We start from the raw sequence: 19965 nt of genomic DNA, 5'->3' as shown, positions 1-19965 counted from the left end.
GCCGCGCGTCCCTGTGCTCCCGTCAGTCCAGCCGAGAAAGGGAATGTCTCCGCAATGAAGCCCAACAGAGTTCCGCTCGCCCTCGTCGCCGCCGTCGCGGTGTCGTCATTGGCGCTGACCGCCTGCGGCAGCCCGGACGACAAGGGCGACGGCGGCAAGCCGACGAAAGCGCCGCAGACCACCGCGCTGGACATCAACAAGACCGACCCGGCGCGGCTCACGCAGGGCGGCACGCTGAACTGGGCGATCGACCAGTTCCCCGTGCAGTTCAACGAGATCGAGGCGGACGGCAACCAGGCCGCCACCAACGTCGTCATCGAGGCCCTGATGCCGTCGCTGTGGCACTCGGCACCCAACGGTGAGCAGGTGCCCAACAAGGCGTTCCTGCTGGACGCCGCCGCCCGTACGGAGGGCGGCCAGCAGATCGTGACGTACCACCTGAACCCCAAGGCGAAGTGGTCCGACGGCACTCCGATCACCTACCGGGACCTGGAGGCCAACGTACGGGCCATGAGCAGCAAGGACGCGGCGTTCAAGGTCGGCTCCCCGGCCGGGTACGAGGACGTGTCGTCCGTGCGCAAGGGCAAGGACGACCACGAGGCCGTCCTGACCTTCGACAAGCCGTACGCGGACTGGCGCGCCCTGTTCGCCGCGCCCAACAACACCCCGCTCTACCCGGCGAAGTACATGGCCGACGCCAAGGGCTTCACCACCGGCTACCTCAACCAGGTCCCGGTCACCGCCAACGCGTACAAGCTCGCGGGCATCGACAAGACCGCGCAGACCGTCACCGTGGTCCCCGACCCCGCGTGGTGGGGCGACAAGCCCAAGCTGGACAAAATCGTCTTTCATGCGATGACGACCGAGTCGATGCCCGCCGCCTACGCCAACGGCGAGATCGACTACTTCGACCTGAACGCCGGCGTCGCCGCCTACAAGCAGGCCTCGGGGGTCACGTCCGGCGAGATCCGCGAGGCCGGCGGCCCCAACTACCGGCACCTGACCTTCAACGGCAAGAGCCCCAGGCTCAGCGATCCCCACGTGCGCAAGGCGCTGTTCAAGGCCACCGACCGCGACACGCTCGTGAAGTCCGGTGTCAAGGGCCTGAACTGGGAGGCCAAGCCGCTGGACAACCACTTCCTCGTGCCCAACCAGAAGGGCTACCAGGACAACGCGGGGGACCTCGCCGCGTACGACCCCGAGGCCGCGGGCCGGATGCTGGACGAGGCGGGGTGGAAACTCGACGGGAAGGTCCGCAAGAAGGGCGGCGAGGAGCTGAAGCTGCGCTTCGTCATCCCCACCGGTCAGCCCGCGTCGAAGAACGAGGCCACCATCCTGACCCAGATGTGGGCCCGGGTCGGTGTCCAGCTGGACGTCAGGACGGTGCCCGTCAACGAGTTCTTCGACAAGTACGTGACCCCGGGTGACTACGACGTGGCGCCCTACAGCTTCTCCCGCACGCCGTTCTCCGCGACCGGGTCCAGCAACATCTACGCCAGTGACGGCGGCAGCAACAACTCCAAGGTCGGCAGCGCGAAGCTGGACGGGCTGCTGGAGAAGGCCGGCAGCAGCACCGATCCGGCCGCGGCCCTGGAGGCCGTGAACGAGGCGGACGCGGAGGCGTGGCGGCTGGCGGGCGTGCTGCCCACCTACCAGCTCCCCGAGATCACCGCGGCCAAGAAGAACCTGGCCAACCTCGGTGCGCAGGGCATGGCGGACATCACCTACGAGCACATCGGCTACACGAAGTAACTCACTTCCGTGCCGCACGGTGGCCGGGCCCGCCGACCGGCCCGGCCGCCGTGCGGGCGGCGCCCGCGCCACCGGCGGCGCCGTCCTCGTCGCCGTCCCCGCCGGAGTTGATGCGGGCCAGCACCGCGTCCCGCTCCGGCGTGTCCTCCGGCTTGAGGAAGCCGACGAGGACGTACAGGACCAGCGAGGTCGCCACCGGCGCGGCGATCTGGGCCTGGAGGCGGACACCGGACAGGCCGTAGGTGGTGAGCCAGAAGGCGAACAGACCCGCCGCCCAGGACACCAGCGCCGCGGTCGGCCCCGACCGCCGGAACCGCGGCACCATGCCCAGCAGGAACGGGATCGCGATCGGCCCCACCAGCCCGGCCACCCACTTGATGACGACGGTGATGATGTCCTTGAACGCGGGCGAGTCGACCTGGGTGGCGACGGCCATCGACAGGGCGAGGAAGGCGACGGTCGACAGGCGCGCGGCCAGCAGCCCCGCCCGGTGCGACCAGGCGGCCGCCTTCGCGCCCAGCTTCGGCAGCGCGGGCGCGATGTCCCGGGTGAAGACGGCGGAGATCGCGTTGGCGTCGGAGGAGCACATGGCCATCGTGTGCGAGAAGAAGCCGACGACCACCAGGCCCAGCAGGCCGTGCGGCAGGAGACGCTCGGTGAGCAGCGCGTACGAGTCCGACGCGTCCGGCTTCTGCGCCTTCACCAGCAGCGGCGCCACCCACATGGGGAAGAAGAGCACCGCCGGCCACACGAACCACAGGGCAGCGGACAGCCGCGCCGAGCGCCGCGCCTCGCGGGCGCTGCGGGTGGCCATGTAGCGCTGCGCCTGGTTCCACATCCCGCCGCTGTACTCGAACGTCTTGATGAAGAGGTACGCGAGCAGGAACGTCAGCGTGTACGGGCCGGCCGTCGGCTGTGTGTGGCTGTCCGGCAGCCGGTCCCACACCGTCCACAGCGCGCTGACGCCACCCAGCTCGGCCAGCACGGTGACCAGCATCGCGGCGCCCGCCAGCAGCTGGATGACGAACTGCCCCAGTTCGGTGAGCGCGTCCGCCCACAGGCCGCCGACCGTGCAGTAGACGCCGGTGACGACTCCGGTGATCAGGATGCCCTGGTTGAGGGTGAGGCCGGTGAAGACGGACAGCAGGGTGGCGATCGCCGCCCACTTCGCGCCCACGTCCACGATCTTCAGCAGCACGCCGGACCAGGCCAGCGCCTGCTGCGTGGGCAGGTTGTAGCGGCTCTTGAGGTACTCCAGCGGCGAGGCGACGTGCAGGCGCGAGCGCAGCCGGTTCAGGCGTCCGGCGAAGAGCCGGGCGCCGATGGCGATGCCGACCGCGATGGGGAAGGACCACGTGACGTAGGACGTGACGCCGTACTGGTAGGCGATGCCCGCGTAACCGGTGAACATCACGGCGCTGTAGCCCGACATGTGGTGCGAGATGCCGGACAGCCACCAGGGCATCCGGCCGCCCGCGGTGAAGAAGTCGGAGACGTCGTCCACGCGCTTGTGGGACCACACGCCGATCGCGACCATCACGCCGAAGTAGCCGACGAGCACGGCCCAGTCGAGACTGCCCATGTCCCCTCCAGGGGTCCGCCTTGTGAACGGGGAGACACGTCGGCGTACGGTCCGCGGGGCGGTATCCCCTGCGTGAGCGGGGACTTCGGGGATTGAACCGCTCGTGAAGAGGGGCGGTCAAGGGCGCGTGTGGTCAAGGATGTGAACTGCTATCAGTGCGGCGAACATACGCGGATGACGGCGGCAGGGCTGGAACGGCTGCTAGCGCATGACCTCACCGGCGTTCACCAGCAGTGACTGGCCGGTGATCGCCCGCGCCCGGTCGGAGGCCAGGAAGACCGCGCTCTGCGCGACATCGGCGTCCGTCGCCATCTCGGGGAGCGCCATCCGCGCGGTGAGCCGGCCCAGCACCTCCGACTCCGGTACGTCCTCGGCGTCCGCCGCGTACCGGACGTACGCCTCGACCGGCGGGCCCCACATCCAGCCCGGCTGCACGGTGTTCACCCGGATCCGGCGCGGCCCCAGCTCGCGCGCGAGCGAGTACATCGCCGAGACCAGCGCGCCCTTGGAGGCCGCGTAGGCGGCCTGCCGCACCTCGGACGGCGCGGCGACCGAGGACTGCGTTCCGACGAACACCACCGACCCGCCGCCGCGCTCCGTCATCGACGGCAGGCAGGCGCGCGTCATGCGCAGGGTGCCGAAGAGGTTGACGTCCACGACCCGGCGCCAGGCCGCGAAGTCGGCGTCCGCCAGCCCGCCGAAGAGCGAGTCCAGCGCGGCCACGTGGACGACGGCGTCGATGCCGCCGAAGCGCTCGGCCGCGAGCGCGGCCAGCGCCGCGCACTGCTCCTCGTCCGCGATGTCCGTCACCCGCCAGGCGACGCGTTCACCCGACGGATCGGCCAGCGCCGCCGTCTCGGTGAGGCGGGACTCCGTACGGGCGCCGAGCGCCACCGAAGCGCCGTCCCGCGCGCACGCCAGCGCCACCTGGCGGCCGAGCCCGGCGCCGACGCCCGACACCACGACGGTCTTGTCCCGCAGCAGCACGCGCGCCTCCCCGGCCGGGTCCCAGCCGCCTAAAGTGACGGCCCATCAGGTTAGGCCGTCTCCGCTCCCCTCCTCAACTGATGCGGCGTCAGCTACACCTGGGGGTCATGACCCATGACCCCGGCAAGGACGGGCGTACGGACACCCGGAGCGAGACCCACGCCGAACTGGCCGCCGTCGGCCCGTACGGCGTGCACCCCGGGCACGCGCTGATCACCATGGTCGAGCCGCACCCCGGCCACGAGCGCGCCTACAACCGCTGGTACGAGGACGACCACTACATCGCCGGCGCGATGGCGATGCCGTGGATCTTCGCGGGCCGCCGCTGGGTCGCCACCCGCGACCTGCGGCGCCTGCGCTACCCGGCACGGTCCGCCGTCGCCCGCCCGGTCACGGCGGGCTGCTATCTCGCCACCTACTGGATCACCGAAGGCCGCCACGGCGACCACATGCGCTGGACCGTCGCCGTCAACCAGCGGCTGAACCGCGACGGCCGGGTCCACCACGACCGTACGCACGTCTTCACGGCCTTCCAGGACCACGCCACCACGGTCTACCGGGACGGGGCGCGCGGCCCGCGCGACTTCCACGCGCTGGACCACCCGTACGCCGGGCTGGTCCTCGAAGTGGTCGACGCGCCGGACCCCGGGGGCCTGGCCGCGCTCCTGGAGTGGCTGCGCGGCGAACGGCTGCCGCGCCGCCTGGCGGGCTCGCCCGCGGCCATGGTGACGGTCTTCACGCCCGTGCCGCTGCCCGGCGACCGGATGCCGTACGTACGGCAGGTGGAGGGCGTCGGCACCCGGCTGACGCTGTTGTGGTTGCTCCAGGAGGACCCGCGCGCGTGCTGGGCGCCGTGGTTCACGGGGCTCGACGGGGAGGTCGCGGCGGCGGGCCTGGGGCGGGTGGAGCTGGTCGCGCCGTTCCTGCCCACCGTGCCGGGGACCGACCGGTACGTGGACGAACTGCGCTGAGGCGGGGAGGAGGGGGCGGGGAGGTCAGGGGCCGGGCGGATCCGTCCGGCCCCTGACCGAGGCCGAACCCCCTCGGCCGGGACGGCGATCCAGTCGAGAGGGCTCTGGGTGGTGCTCGTCATGCGGTGTGGCACGAGCGGTTCGTGCCATGCGGCCGACCGGATCAGGTCAGGTCGTACGCGCCTTTGCCCACACCCGCCACGAAGGTGTTCCACGCGGAGGTGCCGAACGTGAGGCGGGGGCCGTCGGGGTCCTTGGAGTCACGGACCGCGATGGCGGCGGGCGCCGGTACGGCGATCTCGACGCAGGCACCATTGCCACCGGAGTACGAGGACTTCGTCCAGGAGAATGCGGAATTGGGCTTGCTGGCCATGTTCACTCCGACTCGCTCTGAGTTGCACCGCGTTGCCGCGGATTCGGTAGTACCGACGCTACGCGCCAACATCACGGAGGGCAGGAGCAGTTCACTCATTCGAATGGCATATTTCTTGATCCCTTTTCAAGCGCCTGGGTCCCGGTGTACGGTGCCGAACCGCTTGGCGGAATCTCGGATTCAGCCGGATGGCAGGCCGGAATCAGGTCATGCTGTCCGCGTGTTTCTTCGCCGCCGAGGCGATGAACTCCCGGCTCTGGTCCGCGCTCAGCGCCTGGGCCCGCAGATGCTCGTACATGATCGTGTACTTGTGCACGTCGTTGGTCTTCTCCAGGTACAGGTCACTGGTGACGCCCTCGATGTAGACCACGCTCGAATCGGCCGCGTCGTCGAACTCCAGGATCGAGAACGTCCCCGACATGCCCGCGTGCGCGCCCGTGTCGTACGGCAGCACCTGCACCGTCACATGCGGCAGATTGCTCACCTCCACGAGGTGGTCCAGCTGCTCGCGCATGATCAGGTGGCTGCCCACGACCCGGCGCAGCGCGCTCTCGTCCAGTACGACCCACAGCCGCAGCGGGCTGTCGGGGTGGTTGACCCGCTCCTGGCGCCGCATCCGCACCTGGATGCGCTTGTCGAGCTGCTCCTGGGTCAGCTCGGGAACCGTGCCGGGAATGACGGCCTCGGCGTACCCGGGCGTCTGGAGCAGGCCCGGCACGAGCAGCGACTCGTACACCCGCAGCGAGGCCGCCTCGGTCTCCAGGCCGATGTAGACGCTGTACGGGATGTCGCCGAACGCGTGCCACCAGCCCTGCTGGCGGGAGTCCTTGGCCATCTGCATCAGCGAATCGACGACGCGGTGGTCCTCGACCTCGTAGACCCCGCACAGGTCACGGACGTCCCGCTGGCTGATGCTGCGGCGGCCGTTCTCCAAGCGGCTGATCTTCGACTGCGACACGAGCAGGCGCTCGGCTACCTCTTCCGCCGTCATGCCTTTGAGCTCGCGGAGCCGGCGCAGCTCCTGGCCCAACCGGCGTCGCCTGACGGTGGGATTGATATTGGACGCCACGGGACGTGCACCTCCGGCTCCGTACTGCTGTTTTCTCCTGCTCAGCAGATTGCCATCCCAGGTCCGCGCAGCGCAGTGGAATGGACACACAAGGCGAGCGGACGTGCGCACGGGGTGGCGGCCCGGCCGCCGTCCGGAACGGCCGGCCCGCCACCCCGCGCTTGCTGCGGCTCCCGGAACGGGACGGTGGGGACGGTGGTGCGTGGTGTGCCTGCTTCGCGCGATCTATCCGCGCCACGTGATCCATCTGCGCCACGTGATCTGCTGGTGCCAGCGCACTACTGGTGCCAGTGCACTGCCTGTGCTGTGCCGGGGCGCCCGGCGACGCTCGCTGACGCGGGACGTCAGCGGGCACCGACGCGGGCCATGGACCCGTGCCGTGGCTGGACCGGTACGCCCGACGGTTCCGCCGCGACGCGGGTCGCGGGCTGCCGGCCCGCTCCCGGGCCCGGCCCGGACGCCGCCACCGGTGCGCGCCTCGGCTGCGCCGCGACGCCGTTCTGCACATCCATGACGGCATGTGCGACCAGCCCGCCCATCGGGTCGTGCCGGATCAGGTCCCGGAGGCGGGAGCGCGAGGAGCGCCCCTCGTTGCCGGGATACAGGTGCTTGCCGAGTCCGACCGCGTGGGCCAGCGCGGCGAGCGCCGCGGTCCGCGGGTCCGGCGGTACGCCGGTGCGGATCGCGTTGTCCAGCCGGTTCTTGATCTCCCGGCTGATCGCCGTGTCCGTCGCCTGGTAGCGAGTCGTCGGCAGCACCCCGCACATCTGACCCGCCACGGCATGCACCATGCCGCACCGCTCCAGATGCGTGAGATACGTCTGGCGCAGCCCCAGCCGGGGCCCGCCGATCCAGTGGACGGCGCGCACCGGGCTGCCGCGGCGTCGCAGCAACTCAAGCGCGGAGTCCAAAGTCGGATCTCCGGTCGGCCGTGGCAGCACCACGGCGATACGATCCCCGTCAGGGGCTATCCGTCCGGCCAGAGCCAGCTCTACTAGCTGGGCCCCGGCCAGACCGAGGTCGAGCGACTGCGGCTGCGCTGTGGTTCCCGTTGCCGGGTCCAAAGCGAGCAGCAGAAGCTCCTCCGGAATTGTTCTGCGGCTCCTGCCCATCCATGCCTCCCCGCGTGGATGAATGACAGGGTGACCCCTCTCACATTCATCTGTCGAGAGTGCGTGGTGGGTTAGGCAGGGAACCTGTAGGTATGTCGTTCTCGTCTATCACCTTGGCGACGCCTTCTGTGGGGCGGGGCGCCCATCGTTTCGCGTGGCGGTGAGGGCGCGCCCCGCGGACACAGGACACTTGGGAACACTGGGCCAGACAGAGCGCGACGTATCGCGACGTGTGAAGGAGACATAGGTGGCGGGCGAGTCCCCCGGCAAGCCGGAGCAGAAGCAGTCGTCGGGGGAGACGGCGGGGAGCGAACGCGATCCGCGACTTGCGGTCTTCCGTGAACCGAAGGCCGGGCAGGCCGGGCCGGAACCGAAGAACGGCACGGCGGACGACGCCGATGCCGAGGCTGCGGACGGCACGGACAAGACGAAGAAGAAGGCCGACGAGCCCGTCAAGGGCGATAAGGGCGGCAAGGGCGGCAAGGGCGACAAGGCGGAGAAGCCCGCCGCGGAGCCGGCGGCGCCCGGCGGCGAGGGCCGTGACGAGCGGCTGCGAGAGGCGGTCGCCGCCTGGGTGGCGACCACGGACGACGAGGACGCGCCCGACGAGGACGCCACCGAAGACGGCGCTTCCGGGGACGACGCCAAGGCCGGAGCGGAAACGCGTGCGAAGGCTGAGGCGGACGAGGCTCCGGTGACGAAGGCGTCGAAGGGCGACGCCGAGGAGAAGGCCGGGGACGCCCCCGAGGAGGCTGCCAAGCGCGCCCCCAAGGACGCCCCCAAGGGCACCTCGAAGGCTGCTGAGGGCTCGGACGAGGGTGAGTCCGAGGCCGAGCCCAAGGGCGCGTCCAAGGGCGCGTCCAAGGGTGCTTCCAAGGCCACTGAAGCCGCCACGAAGAGCACCTCCGGTGCGGCGGCCGAGGACAAGCCGAAGGCGGTGGACCAGCCGACGGCCATCTTCAAGGTGCCGAGTGCGGAAGAGCCCGCCGACGACGCGACCCGGGCGTTCTCGATCGCAAAGCAGAAGGGTTCGGACGTCGACGGACCGGCGAAGTCCGCCAAGGACGCCGGCAAGCCCGGCAAGGCCGGAAAGTCCGAAGCCGAGGACGCCGGGCCCGACGCGAAGGCCGACGCGAAGGCCGAGCCCAAGCCTGAGTCCAAGCCCGAGCCCAAAACCGGTGCCAAGGCCGAACCCAAGGCCGAAAAGCCCGGCGGCAAGCCGGCGGGCAAGCCTGCGGCCGACCAGCCGACCACGGCGATCAAGGCCGTACGGCCGCCCGGCGCCGCGGAGTCGGACGGCGAGCGGACCAGCCAGTTCGTGGCCCTGAAGTCCACCGACCCGCAGCCGATCAAGCCGCCGCGGCCCGTCACGGGCGACAAGCCGGGCAAGGCCGGCAAGTCCCCGGCCAAGGACACTGCGAAGACCGAGGGCAAGCCCGGCGCCGGGACCGACGCCAAGGCGGGTACGAAGGCGGGCGCGCAGCCCGCTGCCGAGCCGGACGTCGCGCCGGGCACGAAGTGGGGCGCGAAGGCCGCCGCCCAGACCGAGGCGAAGGCCACCGCGCCCGAGGCGCCCGCCGCCGCGGCGTCCACCGGCGCCACCGCGCTGCCCGACTCCGAGCGGACCAAGCAGCAGCCGCTGCCGCCGCTGGACCTGCTGGCGCAGCTGACCAACACCCCGCCGCCGCCCGAGACGCCGATGCGTACGGTCGCCCGCCGGTTCAAGATCTGGACCCCGCTGGTACTGCTGCTGCTGGTCGTCTTCGTGGTCGTGCAGCAGGTGCGGCCGCTGCCGGGACCGTCGCTGGCGCTGAGCGGGAAGACCTCGTTCACGTTCGAGGGCGGCTCGTTCCAGATGCCGTGGCCGAAGGAGGGCCAGGCCGCGGCGAAGGTCGTGGGTGCGGGCAGCCTGGGCACGTACGGCGATGAGAAGCCGGTGCCCACGGCGAGCGTCGCCAAGATCATGACCGCGTACGTCGTGCTGAAGAACCACCCTCTGAAGGCCAAGGAAGAGGGCCCGAAGATCACGATCGACGCGAAGGCGGTCCAGGAGGGGAACGCGCCGGGCGAGTCGACGATCCCGGGGCTCAAGGAGGGTCAGCAGTACAGCGAGGCGAAGATGCTCCAGATGCTGATGATCCACTCGGCCAACAACATCGCCCGTGCGCTGGCCCGCTGGGACGCCGGTTCGGAGCAGGAGTTCGCCAAGAAGATGAACGCCGCGGCCAAGGACCTCGGCATGAAGAACACCACGTACACCGACCCCAGCGGCCTGACCAAGACCACCGTCAGCACCGCCGTCGACCAGCTCAAGCTGGCCGAGGAGGTCATGAAGCTGGACGCCTTCCGGCCGATCGTCGCGCTGCCCGACGCCAAGGACGGGCTGCCCGAGCGGATCTTCAACGCCAACGGCCTGATCGCGCGGAACCCCGAGCTGAGCGTCAAGGGCATCAAGACCGGCTCCAGCACGGCGGCCGGCGGGGCGCTGGTGTGGGCGTCCTACAAGGGTGTGGACGGCAAGGACCAGCTGATCCTCGGCGCGACGATGGCACAGCACGCCAAGGGTCCGGACACCAACGGCACGGCCAGCCTCGCGCTGGTCCAGGACCGCACCAAGCCCATGATCGAAGCCATCCGCAACGCCCTCACCTCCGCCACCACGGTGAAGAAGGGCCAGGTCGTCGGCTATGTGGACGACGGTGTGGGTGGGCAGACGCCCGTCGTGGCGACGAAGGACCTGAAGGCGATCGGCGTCCCCGGACAGAAGATCGACTTCAAGATCGGTGCCGCCGCCGGCACGTCCGTCCCGCACGAGGCGAAGGCCGGCACGGTGGTCGGCGAGCTGACCGTCGGCACCGGCTCCAGCGCGGCGAAGGTGCCGGTGGCCCTTCAGGAGGACCTCGCCGAGCCGACGTTCGGCGCGAAGCTGACCCGGGTCGGCTGAGGCGGAGACCGTCATCGACGTAGCGCAGACCGCGTACGCGTCCCCCGCGCGCGCCAGAGGAATCTGGGCGTTGCGGGGGGCCGTCGCGTTGTACCCCGTCATCTTGATGCTGCTGCTGGGACTGTGGGGCATTCGCCGCCAGGGCAGCATGTGGCGGGACGAGGCGGTCACGTACGACATGGCGCACCGCACCTTGTCCGAGCTGTGGCCGACGCTCCAGACCGTCGACGCGGTGCACGGCCTCTACTACGTGCTCATGCGCGGCTGGTTCCTCGTCTTCGATGGTGGTGTGGTGGCCCTGCGGCTGCCGTCCGTGTGCGCTATGGCGGTGGCCGCCGCCGGCGTTGCGCTGCTGGGCAGGGAGCTGGCGGGGCGGCGCGCGGGTCTCTTCGCGGGGTTCGTCTTCGTCCTGCTGCCGATGGTGCAGCAGTACGCGCAGGAAGGGCGTAGTTACGCGCTGGTCTGCGCCCTGGTGGTGTGGTCCACCTACTTGTTGGTGCGGGTCGCCGCCCGGCCGTCCAGGCGGCTGTGGGCGGGCTATGCGGCGCTGTCCCTCGCCGCCTGCCTGATGCACGAGTTCGCCGTGCTGGTACTGCCCGCGCACGGCGCCGCGGTCGTCCTGTCCGGCCTGCCGCGCCCGGTCCGGCGTGCCTGGTGCCTGGTGGCCGGCGCGGTGATCATGGGGCTGGTCCCGCTGGCCCTGTTCAGCATGGGGCAGAGCGAGCAGCTCAGCTGGTTGCAGTGGCCGAACCCGGTCCAGCTGGTCACCTTCACCGTCCTGGTGCTGGGCGGCCTGCTGTGTTCCCGCGTCCCGGTCGGCCGGGCGGGCCTGCGGCGGCTGCGGCTGCGGCCGGTCGCGCTGCCGCTGCTGATCCTGCCCACGGCACTGCTGGTGCTGCTCTCGCAGCTCAAGCCGATCTACGTGGACCGCTACGTCCTGTATTACGTCACCGGGTTCGCCCTCCTGGCGGGCGCCGCGCTCGACTGGGTGCTGCGGCCGGCCGGGCACCGCGGCCAGACCCGGCGCCGGCTGCTGTACAGGTCGACGGCGCTCGCCCTGGCCGTCGTGCTGCTCGTACCCGTCAACGTCTTCCTGCGCAGCCCGCAGAGCCGTACCGACGACGCCATCGCGGTGACCGGGGCCGTCAAGGAGCTGTCGTCGCCGGGCGACGGGCTGCTGTTCCAGCCGGCCCGGCGGCGGGTGTGGGCGGCGGCCGTGCCGCACGAGTTCCACCGCCTGAGCGACCTGGCGCTGGACCGGAGTCCCGTCGCCTCGCACACCCTGTACGGCACGGAGCTGTCCGGCGACCGGATCCACGCCCGGATGCTGGCGGCGCGCCGCATCGTCGCGGTCGGCGACCCGGAGGGGCAGCCGGCCGACCAGACCGATCAGGAGATCGCCAAGCGGGCGACCCTGAGCGCTTCGTTCCAGGTCTGCAAGTCCTTGGACATCAGGGGCGCGCGGGTCACGCTGTACGCCCGTCCCGGTCACTGCTGACGCCCGCTTCAGACGAGCCCGGCCTCCTCCGCGTCGAGCCCGAGCAGCTCGCGCAGCGCTCCCGCGCCCGCTGTCGTCAGCCGTACCGCCCGGCCGCTGCCGACGCGCCGTACCCACGCGCGCTCCAGCAGCCCCGCGCACAGCCGGGCGCCGGCCGTGCCCGCCAGGTGCTGCCGCCGCTCGGTCCAGTCCAGGCAGCCGCGGGCCGTCGGCCGGCGGCCCGTGCCGAGCCCGGCGGCGTCGACGCCGAGGGCCTCGGCGAACCAGCCCGCGCCCGCGGCGGTGAGCGCGAAGCCGCCGGCCTGGTCGATCAGTCCGCGCTCCGTCATCGCGTCGGTGACGGCCACCCCGAGGCGCCCGGCCAGATGGTCGTAGCAGGTACGTCCGCGGGCCAGTGCCGCCGACGCGTTGACGGCCCGCAGCCCGCGCGGCCGCTCGGCGGGCGGGTCGAGGTGCGCGGTGAGCCCTTCGAGGAGTTCCGCGACCCGCGGGCTCGCGAGCTGCACATACCGGTGGCGGCCCTGCCGCCGCTCCACGAGCAGCCCGCCCTCGGTCAGCCGGGTGAGGTGCTCGCTGGCACTGGACGGCGCGACCCCCGCGTACGCCGCAAGCTCGCCCGCGGTCCAGGCCCGCCCGTCCAGCAGGGCCAGGCAGAACGCGGCCCTGGTGCGGTCCGCGAGCAGCCCCGCCAGCCGTGCGAGCCCCTCGCCGTGGCCCGGTACCGGTTCCGCCGCGCGTGTGGTCATGGGTCCATTGTGCGCACCCACGTTTCGGCCTGCCCCGAAGTGTCCCGGCCGTACGGTCCTGCCATGCGGACCAGGGACGACACGCGAGACAACACGCGAGACGAGACGCGAGACGGCACGGGCAACGGCACATCGGCGGACGTGGGTCCGGGCGTCCTCACGGACCCGGCCTGGGTGGTGCCGCCGGTGCCCCAGGACGTACCGGCAGGCTCGATGGCCTGGCTGCGGGCGCACGTCGCCCGTTTCAGCAGCGGGGACGCACATGCGCGGCGCCGGGCCGCGGCGGCCGCCCGGCTCGGCGGGCCGGAGGCGGCCGGTGCGCTGCGCGACGCAGCGCGCACGCGGACCGAGGCGCTGCTGCGCGGCCCCGGCCCGGTGGAGGTGATGGCGCAGGTGGCGCGCGTCGTTCCCGTCGAAGTGCTGGCAGCGGTCCTGGAGTTGCTGCCGGTGACGGTGGAGACGGCCGGGCTGGTGGGCGAGGTGGCCCGCGCCTACCATGCGCACGGCGAGACCGTACCGGCCGCCGACGCAGCGCTCGCCCGGCTCGTCGCGGCCTGCGGCGGTGCCTGGGACGAGGACACGGCGGCCCGGATCGGCCTCCTGGTGCAGGCGTACGACGCGACGGCGGGGCTCATCGGCAACGCGGCGCGCCTGATGCCGGCGCACACTGCCACGGCCCCTGAGGGCGACCCGGTCGCGGGCCTCCTGGACCGTGCGCTGCGCGTCGATCCGCCGGTGCGGGGCACGCTCCGGGCCCCGGCGGGCGGTGGCGCTCCCGTCCGGACCAGCCTGGTCACCGCCGACGGCGCGCTGTCCTTCGGAGCCGGGGCACACGCCTGCCCGGGGCGCGAGCACGCACGGGCCCTCGCGGCCGGGGTGCTGGACGCGCTGCGCGCCCGCGGCTGCCGGCCGACCCGGCCGGACCTCGTGTACGTACCGTCCGCGAACCTGCGGGTCCTGGACTCGCTGGAGGTGATGTGCGCATGAGCACGGACCGGAACCGAGCCTTCCACGCCCTGCATCACGGCGACGAGCCGCTGCTGCTCCCCAACGCCTGGGACGCGGCCTCCGCCACCGCGCTCGCCGCGGCCGGCCACGCCGCGGTCGGCACCACGAGCCTGGGCATCGCGGCCGCGCTCGGCGAGCCCGACGGCCAGGGGTCAGCCCTCGTACGCGAGGCGACGGTCGCCCTGGCGCGGCGGCTGGGCAGCCGCCTGACCTGCCCGTACACGGTGGACATCGAGGGCGGGTTCGGTGGCGGTCCGGAAGAAGTGGGCCGTTTGGCGCGGGAGTTGGCGGACGCGGGGGCCTCCGGCGTCAATCTGGAGGACGGGCTGCCGGGCCGGACGGGCGACGAGCCCCTGGCGCCCGCCGGCCGGCAGGCGGAGCTGATCCGCGCCGTGAAGGAGTACGCGCCGGGCCTCTTCCTCAACGCCCGTATCGACACCCACTGGCTCGTGGACGACCCCGCCGCGCGGCCGCTCGACGAGACGCTCGCCCGCGCCGAAACGTATCTGGCGGCCGGGGCGGACGGCATCTTCGTGCCGGGAGTCGCCGGCGAAGAAGCCGTCGCCACCCTCGTCGGGGCCGTCCCGGCGCCGCTGAACGTCCTGTACGCGCCGGGCCGGCTGAGCCTTGCCCGGTTGGCGGAGCTGGGCGTACGGCGCGTCAGTACGGGTTCACTGCTGTTCCGTTCGGCGCTGCACACCGCCGTCACACTCGCCGGAGCCATCCGCGAGGGCGCTCCGGAAGACGGCGCCGCCGTGCCCGGTTACGGGGAGATCCAGCGACTGGCGGCGCGTCAGGAGGGGTAGCGGGCCTCAGCCCTGCTGCGACTCGCGGCGCCGGTGCAGCGAGACGCCCAGGCCGGCGCCCAGCACGGCGGCCGCGCCCGCGAGTCCGCCCGTGGGAAGGTGGCCGATCTTCTCGGCGACACCGGCGAGACCGTCCTCCGGCAGGACGGCGGACTTGCGGCCCATGGCGTGCGAGATGGTGGCGCCCGAGGTGGTGGTGTCCGGGGCGTCGGCGGCGAAGGCGCCGCCCGCCGGGAGGAGGAGAGCAGCGGCGGCGCCGGTCGCGACGGCGGCGGTACGGATCAGGGAGCGGCGCTTTGCCCGCATGGAACTTCTCCTCGTCGTGGCGGTCCCGACCGCCGTAAGTCTGCTGATGCGTCGTACTGGCAGAGAAGAATGTACGAGGTGCGTTTCACGGCGATCCGTAGGTTGTGTAACAGCCTGGACCCGCTCTGCGGGCAGTGATGTCACGGCATGCGCGCGACCAACCGTCTTTGCGCCACCACTATGGGTAACTTTGTCTCGTTACGTACGCGTGTGACGTACCCCTGCGTCCGTGCCGGGAAGGTGGTGGGCCATGCGGCACCAGGTGCTCCTCACGGTGGCGCCGCTCGCCCTGCTGGCCGGCTGCGCGGGCGTCGCGGGCCTGCACGACGACGGCCGGGCGCGGGACGTGCAGGCGCCGCTCGCCCTGTGGGCGGACCGTACGCCCGCGCCCCGCGTCCGCGACGAGGACCCCGGCGACCAGCGGGCCGTACCGGGCGTCCCCGAGGTGCCCTCGGGCGACATGAAGGACACCGATCCGGCGGCCGTCGTCAGCGCGGACATCGTGGCCGGTGACGGACGGCCGCCCGACCCGCGGTCCGTGCGCAGTCCGGTGTTCCACGACCTCACCGACGACGGCAAACCCGACCTGATCAGCGCCGTCGACCTCGACAAGCGCACCAGCGAACTGCGCGTCTACAGCGTCAGGAGAAACGTCGTCACCCGCGTGCTGGGGTTGCGCGCGGTGCTCGCGGGCGTCGAACTCGCCGCCGGGCACCTTTCCGTACGCGAGCCCACCAAGGACCCGCGCTACGTCAGCGTCACCGACTACGTGTGGGACGGCAGCCGGATGGGCCTGTGGGACCTCACCCTGGACGACTACCGGACACCGCAGAACCCGCTGCCCACGGCGGCGTCGAGCCCACCGTCCCCGGGGGCTCCCGCATGACCCGCCCGGCGCTCTCCCTCCGCTGGAAGATCGCGCTCACCGTCACGGCGGTGTGCTGCGCGGTCGCCGCCGTACTGGGCGTACTCGTGCACAACGCCGTCGCCCGCCAAACCGTCGGCCAGGTACGGAAGGAGACCCTCGCCGACCTCGACGAAGCACTGGACCTGTACGAGTACGGCACCTCCCGCGAGGGCCTCAACTCCGTCCTCGACCCCGCCGAACTCCCGGCGCAGCTCCGCGCCTTGGTGCGCCACGACCGGCGCGGCAGCATGGTCGGCACGTACCACGGGCAGCGCGTCATGTGGACGGCGGCGCCGGCCGGCGACCAGGTCATGGCGGTCTGGTCCCCGTACGAGAACACCCGCCGCTCCCTGGAGAACCTGGACACGGCCATCTTCGGCTCAGCCGTCCTCGCCGCCACCGCCGTCGCCCTCGCCGGACTGTTCCTCGCCCACCGCATCAGCCGCCGGCTCGGCACCACGGCCGCCGTCGCCCGCCGCATCACCGCCGGGGACCTGGACGCGCGCGTCGGCACCGAGGGGGAGCGCCGGGCCGGGCCGGGCGCGAAGGACGAGGTGGCGGCGGTGGCCGAGGCGCTGGACTCGGTGGCGGGCTCCCTCCAGGGCCGCCTCCAGGCCGAACAGCGTTTCACCGCCGACGTCGCCCACGAACTCCGCACCCCGCTGACCGGCATCCTCGCCTCGGCCGAGCTGCTCCCCGAGGGCCGCCCCAAAGAGATGATCAACGACCGGCTGCGGGCCCTGCACCGGCTCACCGAGGACCTGCTGGAGATCTCCCGGATCGACTCGGGCGCCGAACGCGCCGACCTGGCCTCCTACGAACTGGGCCCGCTGGTCCGGCGATCCGTGCGGGCCCTGGGACACGACACCGAGGTACGGGTCGTCCGGGACGCGGTCGTCCGCACGGACCGGCGCCGGCTGGACCGGATCCTGTGCAACCTGGTGCTCAACGCGCACCGGCACGGGCGGCCCCCGGTCGTGGTGACCGTCGACGTACCGGACGGCGGCCGCCCCGCCCCCGGCGGCGCGCCGGACGGCAGACGCGAGGAACCGAACGGGAGCCGCGCCGCAGCGCCCGTCCCCGTCGTGGAAGTACGCGACCACGGCCCGGGATTCCCGGACGAGTTGCTGCGGCACGGCCCCCAGCGCTTCCGTACCGACGCGCCCGGCCGCGGCAAGGGGCACGGCCTCGGCCTGACCATCGCCGTCGGCCAGGCAGCCGTCCTGGGCACCGACCTGGCCTTCACCAACGCCCCGGACGGCGGCGCCAGAGCCGTCTTGCGCCTCAATCCGCCCCCCGATCCAGCCGTACGGCAAGGGCGTACACCCGGGTGATCTGATGCGGGCTGTTGTTGTTGTCCGAGACGAGGAACAGCGGCATACGGCCCTTGTACGGGCCGGTGGACAGCGGCGCCGCCCCCAGCGCCATCCCCTCGGCGTTCTCCAGCAACGGGTTCAACTGCGGCTGCGCGGCGGCCGCACCACCCCTCGGACACGTCACGAGATCGACGGGCTCCCACTTCTTCGCGAACGCGTCCACCGGCTCGCTCTGCAACGACGCGACCCCCGAGACGTCCTTCGCGCGGCTCAGGTCCGCGCCGAAGACCCGCACCGCGTTGCCCTGGCCCTCCGCGTGGTTGGTCTCCAGCACGAGCAGCCGGTCGCCGCCCAGCGCCACCAGCTCCGACACCCGCAGCCCGGCCGCCGACTGGTACGCGTACTGCTTGTCCGCGACGTACGCGCCGCCGGGCGTCCCCGTGAAGCGCTGGATACGCAGCAGGCCGCGGCCGCGCGCCTTGCCGTCGCGGAAGAGCGGCGCCTCCAGGCCCGCGTACAGATACCGGCCGTCCGGCGACGCGCCCAGCGCCTCCAGATTCTCCGGCCCCGACCACTCGACCAGATTGCGCGGCAGCTCCACACGCCCCGTCTCCACACCGTCCGACACCCGGAACCTGCGGATCGAAGGCCCCGCCTCCGAGGCGACCAGTACGGTACGGCCGCCCTTCTCCAGCACCAGCCCTTCGCCGTCGAAGCGCCCACCGCCCGTGGGGTGCAGCGTCCGCATGTCGACGGCGCGGGCGGCCGGCGCGGCCGCGCCCGAGGTGCCGAGATCGAGGTCGAAGATCCGCCCCGGCGGGTTGTCGGCCAGCGCCCAGGCCCGCGAGGCCCCGGCCACCGCCAGGCCGGACAGCCCGTCGACCGGTACGGCCGCTTCGTACTCCACGCCGTTGAGCGCGTCACTGTGCCCGATCAGCGCCACGTCGTCCGAACAGGGCCCGGAGGACGGCTCATCGCCGCGCGACTGCCACCACCATGCGGACGGGATCGCCACCGCCGCCACACACAGCGCGGAGACCAGCGCCCGGCGCCGGCCTTTCCGCACGGCCTGCGCTCGCGCCGCCGTCTGCTCCTCCGTGGCTCCGTCGTCGGCCTCCGGCGGCGCGCCGCCCGCTCCGTGCTCGCCCTGGGGCCCTTGGGGCGCTTGGGGAGCGGGCCGCACGGGCCGCACCGCCCGGTTCCGTACGAACGGCAGCTTCTCGATGCCGTTCTGGCTCTGTTGCTGGGGCAGCGGCCGGTTCTTCTCCCACAGCGACCGGCGCACCTCTCGGTAGATCGCCTCCAGACTGAGATGCGCGGCCGGGTCGCCGCTCGGCGGCGACGCGGCCCCCGCGGAGGGCCCGGCATCGGCCGCCCCCTCCGCGGGGACCGGCCGCGGAGCCGGGATCCCCTCCCGAAGCACCCGTAGGAACTCCCCGGTGAACGCGGTGTACTCCTCGCCCTCGGGAGCCAGCGCCTCGACGTTCCACGGTGTAGAGGTCAGGAGGTACGAGACGCCCTCCATGCCGTCCATGCCCGCGAACAGGGCCTCGCCCAGCCGGCTGGACGCCTGCTGGGTGGCCGACGCGGTGGACATGGCGCCGGCCATGGACCCGGCGGACATGCCCTTGATCACGCTGCCGCTGTAGCAGCAGTCCAGGATCACGATCCGGCGCCTCGGCGGCGTACGGGTGCCCAGCACACTGCGCAGCCAGGTGTACGGGATGCCGCTGTGTACCTTCCCGGCCTCGGTGCCGGGCAGCGTGAGATACAGGCCCTCCTGCCGCGAATCGAGAAACCCGTGCCCCGCGTAGTACACGATCAACGTGTCCCGCGCGGCCTGCACCGCCTGCTCGACGGGGCGCAGCGCCGCCGTGATGGTGCGAGGATTGAGCACGACCCGGCAGTTCCGCTTCGGCATCCCGCCGATGGTCCGGTCGGTCAGCGCCGCCTTGAGCGCCTTGAGGTTGTTCCGCACCGCGGGCAGCGGCGTCAGACTGGCGTACGTATCGACCCCGACGATCACGCAAGCGGACTCCGCGGGGTCGAACGCGGCCCCCGGCACACCCCCGGCTTCACCCATACGTGTCAGCTCCCGTCGCCTTGTCCGGCGTCACCCTCCGCGTCGCCGGGCCCAGCCGCCCGCTCCAACTCCTCCAACGCGCGAAGGATGCTCCGGGCACCGTCCGTATCCGCCGTGGCGAACGTGACGCGCACCCCACCACGCTCGACGGTCATCTTGGGCCGCGCCGCGTACGCCCTGCGCCAGCCGTCGATGGCGATGGCGAGGCTGCTCAGCTGGAACGCGCTGTCGACGATGAGCTGCACGGCGTCGAACGCGAGCCCCATGCGGCCGGGGCGGGGTGCCGCGGCGCGCAAAGAGACGTCCGCCCTCACGGTGGGGGTGTCCGCCAGCCACTCACCCAGCGACCGCGTCTCGCGGTCGCTGTCCGCGTCGTCCAGCGTGATCGTGATGTTCATGGGGCTCCCTGGGGGTCTGGGTGCGGTGCGCGCTGTCGCGCGGGGGTGCGCTGGTTTCGTTTCGGGTCGGGGCCGCGCAGGGGGGTCCCCCCGGCCGGAGGCTGGGG

General features: G+C 72.2%; 17 protein-coding genes. 8 read left to right on the top strand and 9 right to left on the bottom strand.

Annotated features, from left to right (window positions below):
• The first annotated feature begins 54 nt into the window (after positions 1-54).
• Complete coding sequence (locus ACH4K4_RS19755; protein WP_398168793.1) at positions 55-1752, top strand: ABC transporter family substrate-binding protein; 1698 nt, start codon at positions 55-57, stop codon at positions 1750-1752.
• A gap of 1 nt (position 1753) precedes the next feature.
• Here the strand turns inward: ACH4K4_RS19755 and ACH4K4_RS19750 are convergent, their stop codons facing one another.
• Together ACH4K4_RS19750 and ACH4K4_RS19745 are read right to left on the bottom strand one after the other, a co-directional pair.
• Positions 1754-3334 carry a sodium:solute symporter family protein gene (locus tag ACH4K4_RS19750; RefSeq protein ID WP_398168792.1) on the bottom strand — a complete coding sequence of 527 codons (1581 nt, stop codon included), beginning with the start codon at positions 3332-3334 and terminating at the stop codon, positions 1754-1756.
• Positions 3335-3535: 201 nt separating this feature from the next.
• On the bottom strand, positions 3536-4321 hold the full coding sequence (locus tag ACH4K4_RS19745; RefSeq protein WP_398168790.1) for an SDR family oxidoreductase: 786 nt from the start codon (positions 4319-4321) through the stop codon (positions 3536-3538).
• A 107-nt stretch (positions 4322-4428) separates the two neighbouring features.
• Here ACH4K4_RS19745 and ACH4K4_RS19740 point away from each other — a divergent pair, with 107 nt between their 5' ends.
• The gene (locus ACH4K4_RS19740) at positions 4429-5292 is read left to right on the top strand and encodes a hypothetical protein (RefSeq protein WP_398168788.1); all 864 of its coding nucleotides are present in this window, start codon (positions 4429-4431) and stop codon (positions 5290-5292) included.
• A 163-nt stretch (positions 5293-5455) separates the two neighbouring features.
• Here ACH4K4_RS19740 and ACH4K4_RS19735 read toward each other — a convergent pair whose 3' ends face one another.
• The 3 genes from ACH4K4_RS19735 to ACH4K4_RS19725 all read right to left on the bottom strand — a co-directional run bounded on the left by ACH4K4_RS19735 (position 5456) and on the right by ACH4K4_RS19725 (position 7846).
• Entirely contained in the window at positions 5456-5665 is a 210-nt protein-coding gene (locus ACH4K4_RS19735) for a DUF397 domain-containing protein (protein WP_398168786.1), read from the bottom strand.
• A gap of 202 nt (positions 5666-5867) precedes the next feature.
• A complete protein-coding gene (locus tag ACH4K4_RS19730; RefSeq protein WP_398168785.1) occupies positions 5868-6734 on the bottom strand; it encodes a helix-turn-helix domain-containing protein in 867 nt (288 codons plus the stop codon).
• A 344-nt stretch (positions 6735-7078) separates the two neighbouring features.
• The gene (locus ACH4K4_RS19725) at positions 7079-7846 is read right to left on the bottom strand and encodes a GPP34 family phosphoprotein (RefSeq protein WP_398168784.1); all 768 of its coding nucleotides are present in this window, start codon (positions 7844-7846) and stop codon (positions 7079-7081) included.
• 247 nt (positions 7847-8093) lie between these two features.
• On the opposite strand from ACH4K4_RS19725, the gene ACH4K4_RS19720 reads away from it, so the two are divergent.
• Together ACH4K4_RS19720 and ACH4K4_RS19715 are read left to right on the top strand one after the other, a co-directional pair.
• Positions 8094-10790: a serine hydrolase gene (locus ACH4K4_RS19720; RefSeq protein ID WP_398168782.1), complete on the top strand. Its 2697-nt coding sequence runs from the start codon at positions 8094-8096 to the stop codon at positions 10788-10790.
• A gap of 106 nt (positions 10791-10896) precedes the next feature.
• The gene (locus ACH4K4_RS19715; RefSeq protein WP_398169198.1) at positions 10897-12288 is read left to right on the top strand and encodes a glycosyltransferase family 39 protein; all 1392 of its coding nucleotides are present in this window, start codon (positions 10897-10899) and stop codon (positions 12286-12288) included.
• A gap of 8 nt (positions 12289-12296) precedes the next feature.
• Here ACH4K4_RS19715 and ACH4K4_RS19710 read toward each other — a convergent pair whose 3' ends face one another.
• Complete coding sequence (locus ACH4K4_RS19710; protein WP_398168780.1) at positions 12297-13034, bottom strand: ArsR/SmtB family transcription factor; 738 nt, start codon at positions 13032-13034, stop codon at positions 12297-12299.
• Between the two features lie 63 nt (positions 13035-13097).
• Here ACH4K4_RS19710 and ACH4K4_RS19705 point away from each other — a divergent pair, with 63 nt between their 5' ends.
• Positions 13098-14021: a hypothetical protein gene (locus tag ACH4K4_RS19705; RefSeq protein ID WP_398168778.1), complete on the top strand. Its 924-nt coding sequence runs from the start codon at positions 13098-13100 to the stop codon at positions 14019-14021.
• Positions 14018-14848, top strand: a complete 831-nt coding sequence (locus tag ACH4K4_RS19700) for an isocitrate lyase/phosphoenolpyruvate mutase family protein (protein ID WP_398168776.1) — start codon at positions 14018-14020, stop codon at positions 14846-14848. Before ACH4K4_RS19705 ends, ACH4K4_RS19700 begins: the two co-directional genes overlap by 4 nt.
• Positions 14849-14854: 6 nt before the next feature.
• On the opposite strand, the gene ACH4K4_RS19695 is transcribed toward ACH4K4_RS19700, so the two are convergent.
• Positions 14855-15154, bottom strand: coding sequence for a hypothetical protein (locus ACH4K4_RS19695; RefSeq protein WP_398168775.1), 300 nt, complete (start codon positions 15152-15154; stop codon positions 14855-14857).
• 250 nt (positions 15155-15404) lie between these two features.
• Here ACH4K4_RS19695 and ACH4K4_RS19690 point away from each other — a divergent pair, with 250 nt between their 5' ends.
• Both ACH4K4_RS19690 and ACH4K4_RS19685 read left to right on the top strand, forming a co-directional pair.
• Positions 15405-16040, top strand: a complete 636-nt coding sequence (locus ACH4K4_RS19690; protein WP_398168773.1) for a hypothetical protein — start codon at positions 15405-15407, stop codon at positions 16038-16040.
• The gene (locus ACH4K4_RS19685) at positions 16037-17395 is read left to right on the top strand and encodes a histidine kinase dimerization/phospho-acceptor domain-containing protein (protein WP_398168772.1); all 1359 of its coding nucleotides are present in this window, start codon (positions 16037-16039) and stop codon (positions 17393-17395) included. Before ACH4K4_RS19690 ends, ACH4K4_RS19685 begins: the two co-directional genes overlap by 4 nt.
• Here ACH4K4_RS19685 and ACH4K4_RS19680 read toward each other — a convergent pair.
• Positions 17346-19460 (bottom strand): esterase-like activity of phytase family protein, encoded by a 2115-nt coding sequence (locus tag ACH4K4_RS19680; protein ID WP_398168771.1) that lies wholly within the window; start codon positions 19458-19460, stop codon positions 17346-17348. The genes ACH4K4_RS19685 and ACH4K4_RS19680 overlap by 50 nt on opposite strands.
• A 5-nt stretch (positions 19461-19465) precedes the next feature.
• On the bottom strand, positions 19466-19858 hold the full coding sequence (locus ACH4K4_RS19675) for a hypothetical protein (RefSeq protein ID WP_398168770.1): 393 nt from the start codon (positions 19856-19858) through the stop codon (positions 19466-19468).
• Positions 19859-19965 lie beyond the last annotated feature (107 nt).

The organism is Streptomyces sp. NPDC017529 (genome assembly GCF_044329785.1).
Lineage (GTDB): Bacteria > Actinomycetota > Actinomycetes > Streptomycetales > Streptomycetaceae > Streptomyces.
This window is presented reverse-complemented; position numbering and strand designations above follow the sequence as displayed.

Bases quoted from the DNA above. Each gene is read 5' to 3' on its own strand.
- ACH4K4_RS19755 (WP_398168793.1), top strand. From the start codon at position 55: ATGAAGCCCAACAGAGTTCCGCTCGCCCTCGTCGCCGCCGTCGCGGTG.
- ACH4K4_RS19750 (WP_398168792.1), bottom strand. From the start codon at position 3,334: ATGGGCAGTCTCGACTGGGCCGTGCTCGTCGGCTACTTCGGCGTGATG.
- ACH4K4_RS19740 (WP_398168788.1), top strand. From the start codon at position 4,429: ATGACCCATGACCCCGGCAAGGACGGGCGTACGGACACCCGGAGCGAG.
- ACH4K4_RS19735 (WP_398168786.1), bottom strand. From the start codon at position 5,665: ATGGCCAGCAAGCCCAATTCCGCATTCTCCTGGACGAAGTCCTCGTAC.
- ACH4K4_RS19725 (WP_398168784.1), bottom strand. From the start codon at position 7,846: ATGGGCAGGAGCCGCAGAACAATTCCGGAGGAGCTTCTGCTGCTCGCT.
- ACH4K4_RS19715 (WP_398169198.1), top strand. From the start codon at position 10,897: ATGCTGCTGCTGGGACTGTGGGGCATTCGCCGCCAGGGCAGCATGTGG.
- ACH4K4_RS19710 (WP_398168780.1), bottom strand. From the start codon at position 13,034: ATGACCACACGCGCGGCGGAACCGGTACCGGGCCACGGCGAGGGGCTC.
- ACH4K4_RS19705 (WP_398168778.1), top strand. From the start codon at position 13,098: ATGCGGACCAGGGACGACACGCGAGACAACACGCGAGACGAGACGCGA.
- ACH4K4_RS19700 (WP_398168776.1), top strand. From the start codon at position 14,018: ATGAGCACGGACCGGAACCGAGCCTTCCACGCCCTGCATCACGGCGAC.
- ACH4K4_RS19695 (WP_398168775.1), bottom strand. From the start codon at position 15,154: ATGCGGGCAAAGCGCCGCTCCCTGATCCGTACCGCCGCCGTCGCGACC.
- ACH4K4_RS19690 (WP_398168773.1), top strand. From the start codon at position 15,405: ATGCGGCACCAGGTGCTCCTCACGGTGGCGCCGCTCGCCCTGCTGGCC.
- ACH4K4_RS19685 (WP_398168772.1), top strand. From the start codon at position 16,037: ATGACCCGCCCGGCGCTCTCCCTCCGCTGGAAGATCGCGCTCACCGTC.
- ACH4K4_RS19680 (WP_398168771.1), bottom strand. From the start codon at position 19,460: ATGGGTGAAGCCGGGGGTGTGCCGGGGGCCGCGTTCGACCCCGCGGAG.
- ACH4K4_RS19675 (WP_398168770.1), bottom strand. From the start codon at position 19,858: ATGAACATCACGATCACGCTGGACGACGCGGACAGCGACCGCGAGACG.